The 15,648-nt window shown below is 33.8% G+C and carries 16 protein-coding genes; 11 read left to right on the top strand and 5 right to left on the bottom strand.

Going from position 1 to position 15,648, the window contains the following annotated elements; all coding sequences use genetic code 11:
- Positions 1 to 8 precede the first annotated feature (8 nt).
- Entirely contained in the window at positions 9 to 1,346 is a 1,338-nt protein-coding gene (locus ACP7AQ_RS00080; RefSeq protein ID WP_426093837.1) for an FAD-dependent oxidoreductase, read from the top strand.
- A 60-nt stretch (positions 1,347 to 1,406) separates the two neighbouring features.
- Here the strand turns inward: ACP7AQ_RS00080 and ACP7AQ_RS00075 are convergent, their stop codons facing one another.
- Both ACP7AQ_RS00075 and ACP7AQ_RS00070 read right to left on the bottom strand, forming a co-directional pair.
- On the bottom strand, positions 1,407 to 1,769 hold the full coding sequence (locus ACP7AQ_RS00075) for a cupin domain-containing protein (protein ID WP_426093835.1): 363 nt from the start codon (positions 1,767 to 1,769) through the stop codon (positions 1,407 to 1,409).
- Between the two features lie 8 nt (positions 1,770 to 1,777).
- On the bottom strand, positions 1,778 to 3,298 hold the full coding sequence (locus ACP7AQ_RS00070) for a helicase HerA-like domain-containing protein (RefSeq protein WP_426093833.1): 1,521 nt from the start codon (positions 3,296 to 3,298) through the stop codon (positions 1,778 to 1,780).
- 373 nt (positions 3,299 to 3,671) lie between these two features.
- Here ACP7AQ_RS00070 and ACP7AQ_RS00065 point away from each other — a divergent pair, with 373 nt between their 5' ends.
- The 8 genes from ACP7AQ_RS00065 (at position 3,672) to ACP7AQ_RS00030 (ending at position 10,277) form a co-directional block, all read left to right on the top strand.
- Positions 3,672 to 4,490, top strand: coding sequence for a MotA/TolQ/ExbB proton channel family protein (locus tag ACP7AQ_RS00065; protein ID WP_426064418.1), 819 nt, complete (start codon positions 3,672 to 3,674; stop codon positions 4,488 to 4,490).
- Positions 4,491 to 4,577: 87 nt separating this feature from the next.
- A complete protein-coding gene (locus tag ACP7AQ_RS00060) occupies positions 4,578 to 5,177 on the top strand; it encodes an ExbD/TolR family protein (RefSeq protein ID WP_426064417.1) in 600 nt (199 codons plus the stop codon).
- 18 nt (positions 5,178 to 5,195) lie between these two features.
- Entirely contained in the window at positions 5,196 to 5,741 is a 546-nt protein-coding gene (locus ACP7AQ_RS00055; RefSeq protein WP_426064416.1) for an ExbD/TolR family protein, read from the top strand.
- 38 nt (positions 5,742 to 5,779) lie between these two features.
- Positions 5,780 to 6,574, top strand: a complete 795-nt coding sequence (locus ACP7AQ_RS00050; RefSeq protein WP_426064415.1) for an energy transducer TonB — start codon at positions 5,780 to 5,782, stop codon at positions 6,572 to 6,574.
- On the top strand, positions 6,574 to 6,804 hold the full coding sequence (locus ACP7AQ_RS00045; protein WP_091204157.1) for a hypothetical protein: 231 nt from the start codon (positions 6,574 to 6,576) through the stop codon (positions 6,802 to 6,804). The genes ACP7AQ_RS00050 and ACP7AQ_RS00045 overlap by 1 nt, the downstream gene beginning before the upstream one ends.
- A gap of 3 nt (positions 6,805 to 6,807) precedes the next feature.
- A complete protein-coding gene (locus ACP7AQ_RS00040; RefSeq protein WP_426093831.1) occupies positions 6,808 to 7,713 on the top strand; it encodes a PstS family phosphate ABC transporter substrate-binding protein in 906 nt (301 codons plus the stop codon).
- A gap of 4 nt (positions 7,714 to 7,717) precedes the next feature.
- Positions 7,718 to 9,418, top strand: coding sequence for a tetratricopeptide repeat protein (locus tag ACP7AQ_RS00035; RefSeq protein WP_426093829.1), 1,701 nt, complete (start codon positions 7,718 to 7,720; stop codon positions 9,416 to 9,418).
- Positions 9,419 to 9,644: 226 nt separating this feature from the next.
- Positions 9,645 to 10,277 carry a 7-carboxy-7-deazaguanine synthase QueE gene (locus ACP7AQ_RS00030; protein WP_426090263.1) on the top strand — a complete coding sequence of 211 codons (633 nt, stop codon included), beginning with the start codon at positions 9,645 to 9,647 and terminating at the stop codon, positions 10,275 to 10,277.
- A gap of 77 nt (positions 10,278 to 10,354) precedes the next feature.
- Here the strand turns inward: ACP7AQ_RS00030 and ACP7AQ_RS00025 are convergent, their stop codons facing one another.
- Both ACP7AQ_RS00025 and ACP7AQ_RS00020 read right to left on the bottom strand, forming a co-directional pair.
- Positions 10,355 to 10,897 carry a YfiT family bacillithiol transferase gene (locus ACP7AQ_RS00025; protein WP_426093827.1) on the bottom strand — a complete coding sequence of 181 codons (543 nt, stop codon included), beginning with the start codon at positions 10,895 to 10,897 and terminating at the stop codon, positions 10,355 to 10,357.
- 1 nt (position 10,898) lies between these two features.
- On the bottom strand, positions 10,899 to 11,630 hold the full coding sequence (locus tag ACP7AQ_RS00020) for a class I SAM-dependent methyltransferase (protein WP_426093825.1): 732 nt from the start codon (positions 11,628 to 11,630) through the stop codon (positions 10,899 to 10,901).
- Between the two features lie 92 nt (positions 11,631 to 11,722).
- On the opposite strand from ACP7AQ_RS00020, the gene ACP7AQ_RS00015 reads away from it, so the two are divergent.
- Complete coding sequence (locus ACP7AQ_RS00015) at positions 11,723 to 12,217, top strand: YkgJ family cysteine cluster protein (RefSeq protein WP_091204441.1); 495 nt, start codon at positions 11,723 to 11,725, stop codon at positions 12,215 to 12,217.
- Between the two features lie 49 nt (positions 12,218 to 12,266).
- Here ACP7AQ_RS00015 and ACP7AQ_RS00010 read toward each other — a convergent pair whose 3' ends face one another.
- Positions 12,267 to 13,400 (bottom strand): exo-beta-N-acetylmuramidase NamZ family protein, encoded by a 1,134-nt coding sequence (locus ACP7AQ_RS00010; RefSeq protein ID WP_426093822.1) that lies wholly within the window; start codon positions 13,398 to 13,400, stop codon positions 12,267 to 12,269.
- Positions 13,401 to 13,596: 196 nt separating this feature from the next.
- Here ACP7AQ_RS00010 and ACP7AQ_RS00005 point away from each other — a divergent pair, with 196 nt between their 5' ends.
- Positions 13,597 to 14,823, top strand: coding sequence for an ABC transporter permease (locus ACP7AQ_RS00005; protein WP_426093820.1), 1,227 nt, complete (start codon positions 13,597 to 13,599; stop codon positions 14,821 to 14,823).
- Positions 14,824 to 15,648 lie beyond the last annotated feature (825 nt).

Here is a 15,648-nt window from a genome sequence, read left to right as displayed (position 1 = left end):
AAAAAATAATGCAAACTCCCATAAAAATAGCGGTTGTAGGTTCTGGGTTAGTCGGATCTTTATTAGCTATTTATCTTCGTAAAGCAGGTCATACAGTTCATGTTTACGATAGAAGTCCAGATATTCGTAAAATACAATTTTCAGGTCGTTCCATCAATTTAGCGATGTCTAACCGCGGCTGGAAAGCTTTAGATGGAGTTGAAATAGGAAATGAGGTTCGCAAAATCGCTATTCCTATGGAAAAACGCGCGATTCACTTGGTAGACAAACTTAATTTCCAAAATTATGGTCAAGAGGGAGAATCAATTTATTCTATTTCTAGGGGGCTTTTGAATAGGGAAATGATTGATTTAGCGGAAGCCGCAGGTGCTGAATTCTTTTTTGAGCATAAAATATGGGATGTAACACTTGATGATGCAACGCTTCACATTGGTGAAACAGAACGTGGCGCTTGGGAAGATAAAAAATACGATATGGTTTTTGGCGCTGACGGTGCTTTCTCAAGAATTCGTCACCGTATGCAACGCCAAAGTATGTTTGATTATTCACAAGAATTTTTGCCTATTGGTTACAAAGAATTAAACATTCCTGCAAATCCTGACGGAACACATAAATTAGATAAAAATTCCTTTCATATCTGGCCTCGCGGAGAATATATGCTGATTGCATTGCCTAATTTAGACGGCAGTTTTACTTGTACTTTGTTTATGCCGTTTGAAGGAGAAAATTCTTTTGCATCATTAAAAGACATAAAATTAGTAGAGGCTTTTTTCGAAAAAAACTTACCGGATACTATTGATGTAATTCCAAAATTAGCGGAAGATTTCCTTAAAAATCCGACCAGCACGCTAGTGACGATGAAATGTTATCCATGGACTTATGAAGATAAAATTGCACTTATTGGTGATGCCAGTCATGCAATTGTTCCTTTTTATGGTCAAGGAATGAATGCTGGTTTTGAAGATATTTCGGTGCTTTATGAAATGATGGAAAAGTATGGTGATGACTGGAAATCCATTTTCTCTGAATATCAAAAATCCCGCAAACCTAACGCAGATGCTATTGCGGAACTTTCGTATCGTAATTTTTTAGAAATGAGTTCGAAAACAGCTGATGAAAATTTCCTTTTACAAAAGAAAATTGAAAAAGCATTCTCAGATAAATACCCTGAAAAATGGATTCCGCTTTACAGCAGAGTTACTTTTAGTGATCGTCCTTATGCTGAAGCCTTGGCTATAGGAGATTATCAAAATGCCATTATGGAAGAAGTTTTGAAAATGGAAAACATTAACGAAATATGGGATTCAGAAGCCGTTGAAAATAAAATTCATGAGCTCTTGCAATAATTTTGTAGGCGTTATTGACTTGAATATATTTAGATAATGTTTTCCTTTTATTGAAGTTGTTTATTCCTCGCGATGTACTTTAGTAAAATCGAAGGCAGGTTTGCAGATCGCAATGTATTCACAAGGTTCGTCAAACGGGTTGGAGTACTGAACGCGCGTATTTTTCTCGATTTTTATCGATTGTCCAGCTTTCAAAATGATAATTTCCTCTTCAATGATGAATTGCTTTTTACCTTTTATGACATAGGTGTACTCTTCAAATTCAGGAGTTTGAAAAGGTTCACTCCATTTAGGTGGTGCAACCATGTGAGCTATGGAGATTTCCGGATTATCTGTCGAAGCCTTTCCGTGATGTTCTTCGATTAGTTTTCCATCGTTAGTCGGAACAATGAAAGGAGTATTTTGAATGAAATATTTTTTCATGATTGATCTTATTTTTTAAACATTTTTGTTAGCACACCAAATGCACCTCTGATGAACGTAGCGCTAGTCAATACTTTCAAAACTGATTTTCCTACGACGCTAGCTGTACTTGGCTGTTGGTTTTGTTGTTTTTGAGATTCCTGTTTTTGCTCTTGTTCGGAATCTTCTTGTTCTATAATGGTGATTTTTTTATTTAGCATTTCATACGCACTTTCGCGGTCAATCAGTTCGCTATATTTTTTTACCAATTTTGATTTATTGTTGATTTCCTGAATTTCGCTTTCGGTCAAAACATCCATCCTGCTCATTGGGGCACGAATCATCGTCGCAGCGAGCGGTGTAGGAATTCCTTTTTCGTTTAATGCAGTAATGAGTGCTTCGCCAATTCCAAGGCTGGTTAGGATTTCATCAGTTTTATAATAATCGGATGTTGGATAATTGTCTGCAGTTTGTTTGATGGCTTTTCGGTCATTTGCTGTAAATGCTCGCAAAGCGTGTTGTATTTTTAAGCCTAATTGTGCCAAGACGCCGTTTGGGATATCTATCGGATTTTGTGTTATGAAATAAATTCCGATACCCTTCGAACGAATTAATTTTACAATGGTCTCAATTTGTTCTAATAAAGTTTTGCTGGCTTCATTGAAAATTAGATGAGCTTCATCAATAAAGATTACCAATTCAGGTTGGTCAGAATCTCCTTTTTCAGGCATTTGTTGGTAAATTTCAGCCAATAAACTCAACATAAAGGTCGAGAATAACTTTGGCTTATCTTGTATATCAGTCAATCGTATTATGTTGACATATCCTTTTCCATTTTCATCAATTCGCATTAAATCTTCCACATCAAATGACATCTCACCAAAGAATAAATCGGCACCTTGCTGCTCTAACTCAATTATTTTTCGAAGAATAGTGCCAGCTGTGGAAGTAGAAATTTTACCATAATGTTCTTCTATTTCGTCTTTTCCTTCTTCCGTAATATAATTGATTACTTTTTTGATGTCTTTTAAATCTAATAAAGGCATTTTATTGTCATCACAATATTTGAAGATAACTGAAACGACGCCAGCTTGAGTATCGTTTAAGTTAAGGATTCGAGAGAATAATACTGGTCCGAATTCAGATATTGTTGCGCGTAGCCGAACTCCGTTTTGTTCTGATAATGTCATTAATTCAACAGGGAATCGAGCAGTTGAATAAGGAATGTTGATTTTAGTGTGGCGCTCCGTTATAAACGGTTTTTCTTCGCCTTCTTTTGCAATTCCGCTAAAATCGCCTTTGATATCCATCATTAAAACAGGAATTCCAAAAGTTGATAATTGTTCGGACAGGACTTGAATGGTTTTGGTTTTCCCGGTTCCGGTAGCACCAGCAATTAATCCATGGCGATTAAAGGTTTTCAGTGGGATCTTCACGTGAGCATCTGGGATGGCTTCTCCATCTAAAATAGCACCGCCCAAAATAATGCTTTGTCCTTTAAAAAAGTATCCTTCAGAGATATGCTTGGTGAAGTCTTCTTTTCTGCTCATAATAAGTTTGTATTTAAAACATTTGTAAGATATTATATTTTTCTAAAATGAACAAATTTAGTGCATACCGCAGTTTTCCTGCTTTTTTATTGTTAATATCACAAAATAATAGTTTTCCTGCTAAACAGGCTGGAAATGAAATATTGTGTTAATTTTTCTTAAAAAAATATGTTATTTTTTATAAAACGTGCTATTTGTTTGCGTATATTGATATAAATGCAAGAGGGTAATCTGTAAATATGTTTTTGAAATAAATTTATATATAATATAATAAAAAAAAGTTTTTTTATTTGAACTAAAAATATAAATTTGCTCCACTACAAGTTTAATATAACTAAGATAATTTATTTAAAACTATTAAAATTAAAAAAAAATGGCAAACGTTAAAAAAGAAAAAGCAGCAAACGGAGGAGGAATGATTTCAGGAATCATTATTGTAGCATGTATTTTTGTTGGATGGTTAATTTGGAATTTTATAATGGGTAATGGCGCTAATTTTGAAGGTGGTGTTAACACAGGTCATCCATTACCAGGGAATATGTTGGCAATGGTTTACAAAGGAGGTCCTATTGTACCAGTATTATTAGGCTTTTTATTAATGGTTGTTGTGTTTTCATTTGAGCGTTATGCTGTAATTTCGAAAGCGGCAGGTACAGGAAATCTTGATAAGTTCATGACAAGTGTACAAAATGATATTAAAAATGGTAATATTGAAGGAGCTATTGCTTCATGTGACAAACAAAAAGGTTCTGTTGCAAATCCAATAAAGTCAGCTTTATTGAAATACCAGGAAGTTAAAAGAGAGGGTTTAGATAGCGAAGCTGCTGCTGAAACAATCCACAAAGAAATAGAAGAAGTTACTTCATTGGAAATGCCAATGTTAGAAAAGCACATGACAATTCTTTCAACTATGGTTTCATTAGGGACACTTGCAGGTTTGTTAGGAACGGTTACAGGTATGATTAAAGCATTTAGTGCTTTGTCTGCTGCTGGTACTCCAGATCAAGCTGCACTTGCAAATGGTATTTCTGAAGCTTTGATCAATACAGCCACAGGTATCTCAACTTCTGCTTTAGCAATTGTAGCTTACAACTTCTTTACGTCTAAAATTGATACTTTGACTTATTCTATTGATGAGGCAGGTAATACAATTGTAAACACGTACAGACACTTCAGAAGTACACAAAAATAATTAACAACTTAATTTACAAGAAAATAGATTCTCTTAATTGGTTTCTATTTTCTAGTAAATTTAAAAAAAAAATTGATGGCTATAAAAATGCAAAAAAAAGCAGGGTCTACGGATATGACTGCTATGTGTGACGTCGCTTTCCTTTTGTTGTCGTTTTTTGTAATGACGGCAACTGCAAAGATACCGGAAGCATTGCCAGTAGATACACCTGCATCACAGGTGCAAACTAAATTACCGGAAGATAATTTAGCTACTATAACTATTGGAAAAGGAAAAGTTTTCTTTGACCTAAAAGGTAGAGAAGTTAGAAAAAAAGCCTTGGAGTTAATGGGGCAAAAATATAGTGTTGCATTTACAGAACAGGAATTGGAAACATTTTCTCTGATGGAAGGTGTAGGAGTGCCTATTACAGCTTTAAAGCAACTTATTGCAATGAAGACTGCGGATAGAAATAAACCAGGTTTGCAGCCGGGAGTTCCTAAAGATTCATTGGATAATCAATTGAAAGATTGGATATACAATTCTCGTATAGCAAATATTGATGTGAATGACAAGGAATTGCAAATCGCTATAAAAGGGGATTCAAAAGAAGAGTATCCTGCAATTAAACGAGTTATGGATATTTTGCAAGATCAAAAAATCAATAATTTTAATTTGGTTACGAGTTTAAGAGCAACACAAAAATAACTAAAAACATACACTATAATGGCTGAATTAAATACCGGTGACGGTGGAGGCAAAAAAAGTGGTAAAGTAAGAAGTAAAAAATCCAATTCAAAAGTAGATTTAACTGCTATGGTGGATTTGGCATTCTTGTTGATTACGTTCTTTATGCTGACCACTACATTGTCTAAACCCCAATCCATGAGTTTGGGTTTGCCTGATAAGCAAGATGATCCTAATGAAAAACCGATTAAAGTTGATGAAAATCGTACCTTGACTGTTTTGTTAGGAGACAATGATAAGATGGTTTATTACATGGGTTTATTAGCAACTCCAATTGCAGGTCCTAAAGACATTTCTTATGGTAAAGAGGGTATCCGTAAAGAACTATTGAAAAGAAAAATATCAGTAGTTGAATATACCGGGAATAAAGACAAAGGATTGATCGTAATTATCAAACCAAGTAAAAAATCAAATTATCGTAATTTAGTAGACATACTAGACGAGATGGCAATTGTTGGAGTACCTTCAAATGCAATTGTTAATGATTTTTCTCCAGAGGAACTAAAACTGTTAGAAGGTAAATAAGATTTTCTTATTGCTCAATAACTTAATAATTAAGAAAAATGAAATTAGATATATTCACAAACCAATGGCTTGATATTGTATTCGAGGGTCGTAACAAAGCTTATGGAGCTTATGAGTTACGAAAATCAAATAACAAAACTACAGTTAGAGCACTTATCTTAGGTGCAATTGTTTTCGCTGTAGCTGTTAGTATGCCACTAATATTACGTTTACTTCCTAATTCAACAGAAGCTGATGACACCTTAGATACTAAAATTGTTAGTATCAAGTTACCACCAAAAGAAGAAATAAAGAAAAACATACCGCCGCCGCCGCCGCCGCCACCAAAAGTGGATCAGGTTAAATTTGTTAAACCTGTGGTTGCAAAAGCAGATGAAGTTACTGAAGAACCGCCAAAAACTGTCGAAATTAAAGATAAGAAATTAGGTGCTGAAACTATAAAAGGAGATCCAGATGCTGTTTTAACTGTTGAACCAGTTGGTACTGGAACTGCCGCAGTAGTAGAAGAGGTTGATAACCAGATTTATAACACTGCTGGTATTGAAGTTAAACCTGATTTTCCTGGAGGTATCGAGAAATTTTACAAATTTGTAGGTAGTAATTATGTAACTCCTGAAGAAGAAGGGTTGAAAGGTAAAGTTTATGTAACTTTTGTAGTTGAAAAAGACGGCTCCTTAACTGACATTAAAGTAATTAGAGATATTGGTTACGGAACTGGAAAAGAAGCTATTCGTGTCTTGAAAAAATCACCAAGATGGTCTCCTGGGGTACAAAATGGTAAACCGGTTCGAGTACTTTATTCGTTACCAATAACCATTCAATCTGCAGAGTAATGCTGAGTAACATACTTAATAATATTAAGAAGAAATCGCTTAGAGAGCGATTTCTTCTTGTTTTAGGAATTTTGTTTTTTCTGGTTTATCTTGTTTTAGGTTTATTCATTATCTTTATGAAGAATTTTCCTTTAGATATGCAGCCTATTTATAGAGTCGCTTTTGGTGTTCTGCTGATTGCTTATGCTTCGTTTAGATTCTTTAGGATTATTAATGATAATAATGATTAGATTATGAAAAATTCTGCTAAACTTCCGTATTTGATTTTCTTCTTAGCAATCGCTTTTGTAGTTTCTTGTAATCAAGGAAATAAATCAAAAGAAGAAGAAACTATTTTGAAAGGCTCAGCATCTATCTATGTAGATGAAACTTTAACTCCAATTATTGAAGACCAAGTTGCAGTATTCGAGAATAAATACGAGGCCAAAATTAGCCTGATCTCAAAATCAGAATCGGAAACAGTTAATTCTTTATTTAATAAAAAAAGTGCAATAGCAATTTTATCCAGAAACTTGACGCCTGAAGAACTTGAAATTTTTAAACAAAGAAAAATTAACCCTAAGATTACACCTTTTGGTACCGATGCAATTGCTTTTGTCGCTAATAGAAATGGTCAAGATTCTCTTATAGCTTTAAACGATGTTATCAGTTTTATGCAAGGAAATCCAGTTTCTTCAATAAAAGGTTTAGTTTTTGATAACTTAAATTCAAGTACGGTTCGTTATTTAAAATCGTTGGCAAGGATTAAAACGATTCCTGAAAAGGGCGTTTTTTCATTTAAGACAAATGATGAGGTTATAAAACATGTTTCAGCCAATGAAGGAATGATAGGTGTGGTGGGCGTCAATTGGCTTTCTCAGCCAAAACCTGATATGCAAAAGTATGTTGATAAAGTAAATACTTTAAGTGTAAAAGGAGTGAACGGAGATAACTACTATATGCCTTCACAAAACAATATCGCAGAAAAAAAATACCCTTTGGCACGTGATTTGTATATAATAAATTGTCAAGGATACTCTGGATTAGGAATGGGCTTTGCCTCATTTGTTGGTGGAGATATCGGGCAAAGGATAATTTTAAAATCTGGATTGTTACCTGTACGTATTCCTACAAGAAAATTTACAATAACGAAAAGTTAAAATGATGAAAAATAAATTAACTACAATGAAAATGAATAAATTTACAACTTTTAGCGTTGCCTTAATGGCCTCTGCTTTTACGACACAAGCACAAGATATTAATCAAGCTAGAAAAGCTATCGACGCGGAGCAGTTTGAAAGTTCAAAATCGATTTTAAAATCAATTATTAAAGCAAAACCTTCTAATGGAGCGGCTTTCTTTACTTTAGGAAATGTTTACCTTACTCAAAGTGTAGAGGATTCTGCTAAAATTTATTTTCAAGAAGGATTGAATGCGTCTGAGAATGCTAAACTAAATTATATCGGTTTAGGTCAGATGGATTTGAATAAAAATGATCTTACTGGTGCACAAGCTAAATTTGCATTGGCCACCAAAGACATGAGAAAAAAAGATGTTCAAGAATTTGTTTATGTAGCCAGAGCATATATGAATGCAAACAAACCTGATTATAAAGGGGCTATTGCAATTTTGACTCGTGCAGCAATAAACAATTCTCAAGATGCACAATTGCAACTTGCATTAGGTGATGCATATTATGGTGATGGGAAACAAAATGAAGCTTACGTAGCGTATAGAAGTGCTTTTCAATTAGATAATACTTTATTGAGAGCTAAAATGCAATTAGGTGTTTTGTTAAAAGGTGCTAAATCTTATGATGAAGCTTCAAAAGCGTACAATGAAGTAATTGCTATAAATCCCAATTATGGTCCAGTTTACAGAGAATTAGCTGAGACCTATTATAAAATAGCACGTAATAAGCCATCTCAAGCTGCTGTTAATTATAAAACGGCACTAGGATATTATGATAAATACATGTCATTAACTGATTACTCTATTAATTCTAGAATGCGTCGTGCCGATTTTCTTATTTTGATAGAAGATTATGTGGCTCTTGAAGCTGAAGCTAATAAAATGATTGAGTTGGACAAAGTTAATCCAAGGATTTACCGTTATTTAGGTTATGCAGCTTATAAAAATGGAAATGTGGATGTTGCTATTAAATCTTTAGAGAGTTTTATCAATGCTCCAGCGAATAAACCGATTGCTTTAGATTATTTATATTTAGGATTAACAAAAATCAAAAAAGGAACAAGTGCTGATGGTTTATCAATTGATCCGGCTGCTTTTAGTGCAGGTTTGATAGATGTGAAAAAAGCCATTGAAATGGAACCTTTAGCGGTGCAAGATTTAAGTGAAGTTGGTAAAAAATTATTTACACAAAAACTTTATAATGAAGCAGCAGCAATATTTGAATTTGGAGCAAATACTAAAGAATCTTCAAATTTCCTTGATGACAATGTGTATTATGGTTTAGCAAATTATTATGCGAACACTAACAAAGGAAAAGATGTAAAAGTTGATGTTGTAGCTTTACAAAAAGCAGATGCAGCTTTCGAAAAAGTTTTGGTAGCTTCACCAACTTACCTAGAAGCTTATCTATACCGAGCAAGAACAAATAGATTGCTTGAAAAAGATGATGCAATGGTAAAAAATTATGAAGATTATGTTGCCAAAACGACTGAGTTAGGAGCAGCGGAGTTAGCAAAACCAGCAGTTAAGACGAAGTTTATCGAATCTTATAATAATATGGCCGCAAGTTTCGCTAACACTGATACAACTAAAGCTAAAGAATATTTTAAAAAAACATTAGCATTAGACCCGGCGAATAGTTATGCTTTAGAATCTTTAAAAATTTTAAAATAATAAAGATTTAAATATTTAAAATGGGAAACCGATAGTCTAGTGGCTATCGGTTTTTTTGTGGTTAGTATTTGAAGGCAGTAATTTTTTGCGATGATTTATATTCTCGTAACTATTGATTTCATTAAGTTGGTAAACTTCTTCGGTGCTTTCAAAGTTTCTTATATTAGTCACTGTTTTCAAATTATCTCTTTTCAAATTAACTATCTTTGCACTTTAAAATAATAGAATGTTATCAAAAGAAATACAGTTAGAAGTTAATAAAGGCGCCATGCTGCCATTAATGGAAGAGTTCTATACCATTCAAGGAGAAGGGTTTCATACAGGTACCGCTGCATACTTCATTAGAATAGGTGGATGTGATGTGGGTTGCCACTGGTGCGATGTGAAAGAAAGTTGGAATGCAGAATTACACCCACCGACAGCAATTGACTTAATTGTAGCAAATGCCAGTAAGTATTCAGAAACTGTTGTGGTAACTGGTGGTGAACCATTAATGTGGGACATGTCTTTGCTGACGAAAAAGTTAAAAGAAAACAATAGAAAAGTTCATATAGAAACTTCTGGGGCGTATCCGCTTACTGGATATTGGGATTGGATTTGTTTGTCTCCCAAAAAAAATAAATTACCAACACAAACGGTTTACGATAATGCACACGAGTTGAAAGTGATTATTTTCAACAAGCATGATTTTATTTTTGCCGAAGAGCAAGCGGAAAAAGTGAATAATAATGCGATTTTATTCTTGCAGCCAGAATGGAGTAAAAAAGAAGAAATGACACCGCTTATAGTAGATTATGTAATGAACAATCCCAAATGGCGCGTTTCATTGCAGACTCATAAATATTTGAATATTCCTTAAAAAAATTAAGAATCCCAAATGCTGTTTAAAACTGTATTTGGGATTTTTCATTAAAAACAAAAAAGTAGACACAAGAATCACCAGCCTTTGTTTTTTTTTAATTCCGTGATATGTGCTAAATGATGGTTGCCATGCCATGCATATGTTCCAATTATTTCCTTTATTTGAAATACCGCGTTTGCATCAGGGTGAATAAAAGATTTTTGTAAATCAGCTTCTGATAGCCCATTCATTAAATACGCCAAGCGAAAGTGTAAACCTTCTAGAAAAGAAAGAGTAGGTTGGATGGGCATTGTTAAATTATCATCTAATTCAGCCCAACGATCTTCGTGATAAAATTTTATTATGGGATGATCCTCGGTCAGCGTCCATTTAATTCTAATAAAACAATTCATGTGACTGTCAGCGCAATGATGAATCACTTGTCGAATTGTCCAACCACCTTGACGATAAGGTGTTTCGAGTTGTTCCTCGGTTAAATGGATCACTTCCTTTTTCAATTGTTCAGGGAAACTTGCAATTTCAGCTATTTTAGCAGTGAGATACGTGGTGGAGTAACTTTCCGGTACGATAAATTTTCCGATTGGATATCGTAATTTTTCTAATATAATATTTTCCATACTATAAAATATTGTTTATAATCGAAAGTCTTGCTAAATAGTCATAATGTTCCCCTTCGAGAATTAACTCGCTTTGTAATCCATTGGCGAAAGCCGCGTTTTGCAAAGTGTTGTAATCCATGTAAAGCCAAGGAAATTGGTCCTCTTTTTCGTTTTTATAACGTATTGTAAAAGTCAATTCGCCATAATAACCACTGCTGGGAATCCATTTGCCACCATCTTCATCATTATCAAACATGTAAATGATATCCGAAGAATCTATAAGAATTTGTCCGTTTGGATTAAGTAAGCTTCTTAGTTTTATTAAAAATTTAGTGGTATCTTTTAGTGTTCCAAATATGCCTGTACCATTCATTAATAATAAAATAGTGTCAAATTTATTTTGAGGATTAGTAGAATCCATTTCAAGAATATTTTGAACTTGAACATTTTTCAATCCACGAAGTTTACAGGCTTCAACTGCATTTTGAGAAATATCAATCGAATGAACATCGAAATTCCTTTCGTTTTGTAAATACAAACTATGACTTCCGGCGCCACAGCCTACATCTAAAATTTTCCCCTTCGCAAGTATTAAGGCTTTCTGTTCTAGTTTTGGCATTTCGGCATAAGAACGAAATAAATATTCAACGCTCATTTCATCTTCTTCTGAAATTGAGGTTTCCGTGATTAAATCTTCTGGGGAATTATTAGTTTGAAAATCAAGTATGGCTTTGCCAAGAAGGTCTTTCATTATAGTTGATGTGTTAATTTAGTTATTTGTTGATTTGTTTTAAGTAATTTCGCGACATGTTTTATCGAATAAACGAAAAAACAAACCTGCGAATGAACACTATTTTAAACAATCTTCCTAAAGAAGCCAAAGATAAGCATATCGAAAATAAAAAGTATTTTGATAAGCTGAAAAAGAAGACGCCAAAGAATTTGGATTACATAATGGAAGATTTGCATATCGCCGAATTCAAGAAAACAGATTGTTTAAAGTGTGCGAACTGCTGTAAAACCACAGGACCATTGTTTACAGATGCAGATATTGAACGTGTTTCAAAATATTTGCGTCAAAAACCAAAAAAGTTTATTGAGCAATATCTTCGCATCGATGAAGACAGGGATTATGTGTTACAAAGTGTGCCTTGTACTTTTTTGGATAAGGAAAATGCCTGTTTGATCTATGATGTTCGCCCAAAAGCATGCAGAGAGTTCCCGCATACGGATAGAAAAAAGTTTCAACAAATCACGGACTTAACATTGAAAAACGTAGCTATATGTCCAGCTGCTTTTAATATTGTCGAAGAAATGAAAAAGAAGTTGATTCTTTAAAAATTTTATACATCGTCTTCCTCTTCTTTGAAGAGTACTGGGATGAGGATTAATAAATCAAATATTTCGATCTCATTTCCTTAAACTGAACTAACCCGTTCCTCCAACTTTCTCTTATTTTATTTTCCGGCATTCTTGCTTCGATTTGCAGTTGTAGTTTTTTAGTTCCTGCGAGTTTTGTAAAAAAAGGATTGAAGAATTTTGATTTGTCAGTTGTCGACCTGTAGGCTTCAATTAACCATTTTAGTTCCAGTCGATTTACCTTCGCAGTCGCAGATAAATCTTCTCCGTAACATTCGATGCCATTGTAAACGGGATTTTGTGCGCCAAAATTTGGTTTCGGAATAAAACTAAAAGTACTTTTCGGTAAATATGGAGAGCCATAAATTTGAAACTGTAGTTCAGTTCCTCGTCCTACACTTACATTTGTACCTTCAAAAAGACATAAACTTGCATATAAATTCACGGCTTGATCATTTGGAAGATTTGGTGAAGGTTTTACAGGTAAATTATATTTCATTATTCGTGTGTAATCAATGCATGGAATAACAGTCAATTTGCATTGTAGACCATTTTTCAGCCATTTCTCACCATTAATCATTTTTCCATATTCTCCAATTGTCATTCCATGAAGTAAAGGAACTGGATGCATTCCCACGAAACTGGTGAATGATTGTTCAAGAATTGGACCGTCAACAATACTTCCGTTAGGATTTGGTCGGTCAAGAATCAAAAGCGGAATATTATTTTCAGCACAGGCTTCCATTATATAATGTAACGAAGAGATATAAGTGTAAAATCGTGCGCCTACGTCTTGCAAATCAAAAACCATAATGTCGATTCCTGAAAGTTGTTGTGGTTTTGGTTTTTTATTGTCACCATAAAGCGAAATAATTGAAAGTCCAGTTTTAGAATCTTTACCGTCAACGACATGTTCGCCCGCATCAGCAGTTCCGCGAAAACCGTGTTCTGGTGCAAATATTTTTTGGATGGCTATGTTTTTTTCTAAAAGAAAATCTACTAAATGTATTTTATTAGAGAGAATACCGGTTTGATTTGTTACAATTCCAATTTTCTTGTTTTTTAACAATGGTAAATAGTTATTATAATTATCTGCTCCGGTTTTTGTCCTTATTTGTAAATTGGTATCAGCCTTGTCTAAATTCGATTTTATATTTCCCATTGTATCGGTTTTTCTGGCAGAATAGGAAGTTGAAATGATTATCAGAAATATTAAATTAAAAGATATTTTAAAAAATGAGTTCATATATAGGAGCAAATAAAATTAAGGTCAATTAGTGTAATTCGTGTTTTAGCTGTATTTTTGGCTTAAGCAACGCAGACTGGCGAAGCAAATCCAAATTAGAAAAGTAATTAAATTGAATTTAGAATATTTCATCGCCAAACGTCTTATTACTGCTAAAGATTATAAAAGTAGCATTTCTGCTCCAATTATAAAAATCGCTATTTCAGCAATTGCCATCGGTATGATTATGATGATTGTTTCAGTAGCGACCGGAATTGGGCTGCAGCAAAAAATTAGAGAGAAAGTTTCGGCTTTCAATGGACATATCATTATTTCAAATTACGATAACAATCAATCTGAAGTGACATTAGTTCCAATTTCTAAAAAACAGGATTTTTATCCAAAGTTTACTTCAGTTCGTGGAGTAGAACATATTCAGGCCATTGCCAGTAAAGCTGGTATTATTAGAACCGAAACCACTTTCGAAGGAATTGTCTTCAAAGGCGTGGGAACTGATTATAAGTGGGACAATATAAAGGAATACATTGTTGAAGGTAGAATTCCAAATAACAAAGGAAAGTTAAATGAAGAAGTTGTGATATCTCAGTTTATTGCAAATCGGTTGAATTTAAAAGTTGGTGATGCATTCAACACTTTCTTTATGAAAGAGAAAGGGTATAACCTGAGGAATTTTGATGTTGTTGGGATTTTCAATTCTGGTTTTCAAGAATTCGATGCTACCTATATAATAGGAGATATTCGTCACATGCAGCGTATCAATAAATGGACCCCTGATCAAATAGGTGCTTTCGAGATTTTTGTGGATGATTTTAATGCTATAGAATCAATTGGTGAGCAGGTTTATGCACAAATAGCATCAACGTTGGATACTAAAACTATAATCGAGAAATACAGTTATATATTTGAATGGCTGCAACTATTCGATTTCAACATCGTTGTTATATTAGTAGTTATGATTCTTGTCGCCACAATCAATATGGTAGTAGCTTTATTAGTGCTGATTCTCGAGCGAACCCAAATGATTGGAATTCTAAAAGCGTTAGGGGCTAATAATTGGTTAGTACGAAAAATATTTCTGTACAACGCCTTCTATCTTATAGTAAGAGGACTCTTCTGGGGAAACCTAATCGGTATCTTATTATTGTTAATCCAACAACAATTTGGTATAATCCAACTTCCACCAGAGAACTATTACGTCAATCAAGCGCCAGTTTATCTAAATTGGGGATACATTCTTTTATTAAACCTGCTTACCGTGACCGTTTGTTTCCTGATACTATTAATTCCTTCCTATATAATAACCAAAATTTCACCAGTCAAAGCCATACGTTTCGATTAGATTTTCATTTGGGCGTTACCGTTTATAAAAAAGAGGCTATTATCGATATCGATAATAGCCTCTTTTTTATAAACGGTCGGGCTATTCGCCGCAAGTCCTCGCAAAACTCCATTTCATTTCGTTTTCCTGTGGGCTTTTCGCTGCTATCCCTAACGCGAACCTCGGTAATCTATAACTTGTTGTTGTTTTTACGAATATTATGATACCTTATATATAAGAGTGAAAAAGTAACAGTACAATTTTGTACAATATAATGTATCGGACAAAACCATTAGTTAGCTTAATCATGTTTTTGAATAATAGCACGAAAGTAACATTTGAAGTCGCAAAGGGTACCGATGAGCTACAAATAATGCAATACTGTTTAGATTTTGAAAGATGTACTAAGCAAAGAAATGCTTATGAAGGTAATCTTTCATTAGTGGAATAGGGGATTTTGACAAGAAAACGAGTTTAAGGTATATTTGATTGTAGATTTGTTTAAAAAACTTGTTCTTTCAAAAAACATGATATCAGTTAGTTAAAGATAAAGTTAAGAAAAGGTCAAAAAAAAGTGTTTAAAAAGCTTGAATAACCCAATAAAGGGTGTAGTTTTGCACCCGCAATGACGCAGACGTTCTTTCACAGACTGGCAAGTACAACGAATTAGATTAGAGAATTTATTTTCTAAAAAAGATTCGATAAAGCTTGTGAGAATAGAAAACGGATGTTACATTTGCACCCCGCAAAACAAGCAAAGTTCCTTGACAGATTGATAAGAAAAGCAGAGGCAAATGAGATAAAAATTATTTCAAAAAAACTTCAAATTTTTCTTGTCAGTTAAAA

It is taken from the genome of Flavobacterium sp. DSR2-3-3 (assembly GCF_049896585.1).
Taxonomy (GTDB): Bacteria; Bacteroidota; Bacteroidia; order Flavobacteriales; family Flavobacteriaceae; genus Flavobacterium.
Note: the sequence above shows the minus strand (reverse complement) of the source record. Positions and strands in the feature narration are given on the sequence as shown.

Bases quoted from the DNA above. Each gene is read 5' to 3' on its own strand.
- ACP7AQ_RS00020 (WP_426093825.1), bottom strand. From the start codon at position 11,630: ATGAAAGACCTTCTTGGCAAAGCCATACTTGATTTTCAAACTAATAAT.
- ACP7AQ_RS00030 (WP_426090263.1), top strand. From the start codon at position 9,645: ATGTTATCAAAAGAAATACAGTTAGAAGTTAATAAAGGCGCCATGCTG.
- ACP7AQ_RS00050 (WP_426064415.1), top strand. From the start codon at position 5,780: ATGAAATTAGATATATTCACAAACCAATGGCTTGATATTGTATTCGAG.
- ACP7AQ_RS00080 (WP_426093837.1), top strand. From the start codon at position 9: ATGCAAACTCCCATAAAAATAGCGGTTGTAGGTTCTGGGTTAGTCGGA.
- ACP7AQ_RS00055 (WP_426064416.1), top strand. From the start codon at position 5,196: ATGGCTGAATTAAATACCGGTGACGGTGGAGGCAAAAAAAGTGGTAAA.
- ACP7AQ_RS00060 (WP_426064417.1), top strand. From the start codon at position 4,578: ATGCAAAAAAAAGCAGGGTCTACGGATATGACTGCTATGTGTGACGTC.
- ACP7AQ_RS00070 (WP_426093833.1), bottom strand. From the start codon at position 3,298: ATGAGCAGAAAAGAAGACTTCACCAAGCATATCTCTGAAGGATACTTT.
- ACP7AQ_RS00040 (WP_426093831.1), top strand. From the start codon at position 6,808: ATGAAAAATTCTGCTAAACTTCCGTATTTGATTTTCTTCTTAGCAATC.
- ACP7AQ_RS00035 (WP_426093829.1), top strand. From the start codon at position 7,718: ATGAAAAATAAATTAACTACAATGAAAATGAATAAATTTACAACTTTT.
- ACP7AQ_RS00065 (WP_426064418.1), top strand. From the start codon at position 3,672: ATGGCAAACGTTAAAAAAGAAAAAGCAGCAAACGGAGGAGGAATGATT.
- ACP7AQ_RS00015 (WP_091204441.1), top strand. From the start codon at position 11,723: ATGAACACTATTTTAAACAATCTTCCTAAAGAAGCCAAAGATAAGCAT.
- ACP7AQ_RS00010 (WP_426093822.1), bottom strand. From the start codon at position 13,400: ATGGGAAATATAAAATCGAATTTAGACAAGGCTGATACCAATTTACAA.
- ACP7AQ_RS00075 (WP_426093835.1), bottom strand. From the start codon at position 1,769: ATGAAAAAATATTTCATTCAAAATACTCCTTTCATTGTTCCGACTAAC.
- ACP7AQ_RS00045 (WP_091204157.1), top strand. From the start codon at position 6,574: ATGCTGAGTAACATACTTAATAATATTAAGAAGAAATCGCTTAGAGAG.
- ACP7AQ_RS00025 (WP_426093827.1), bottom strand. From the start codon at position 10,897: ATGGAAAATATTATATTAGAAAAATTACGATATCCAATCGGAAAATTT.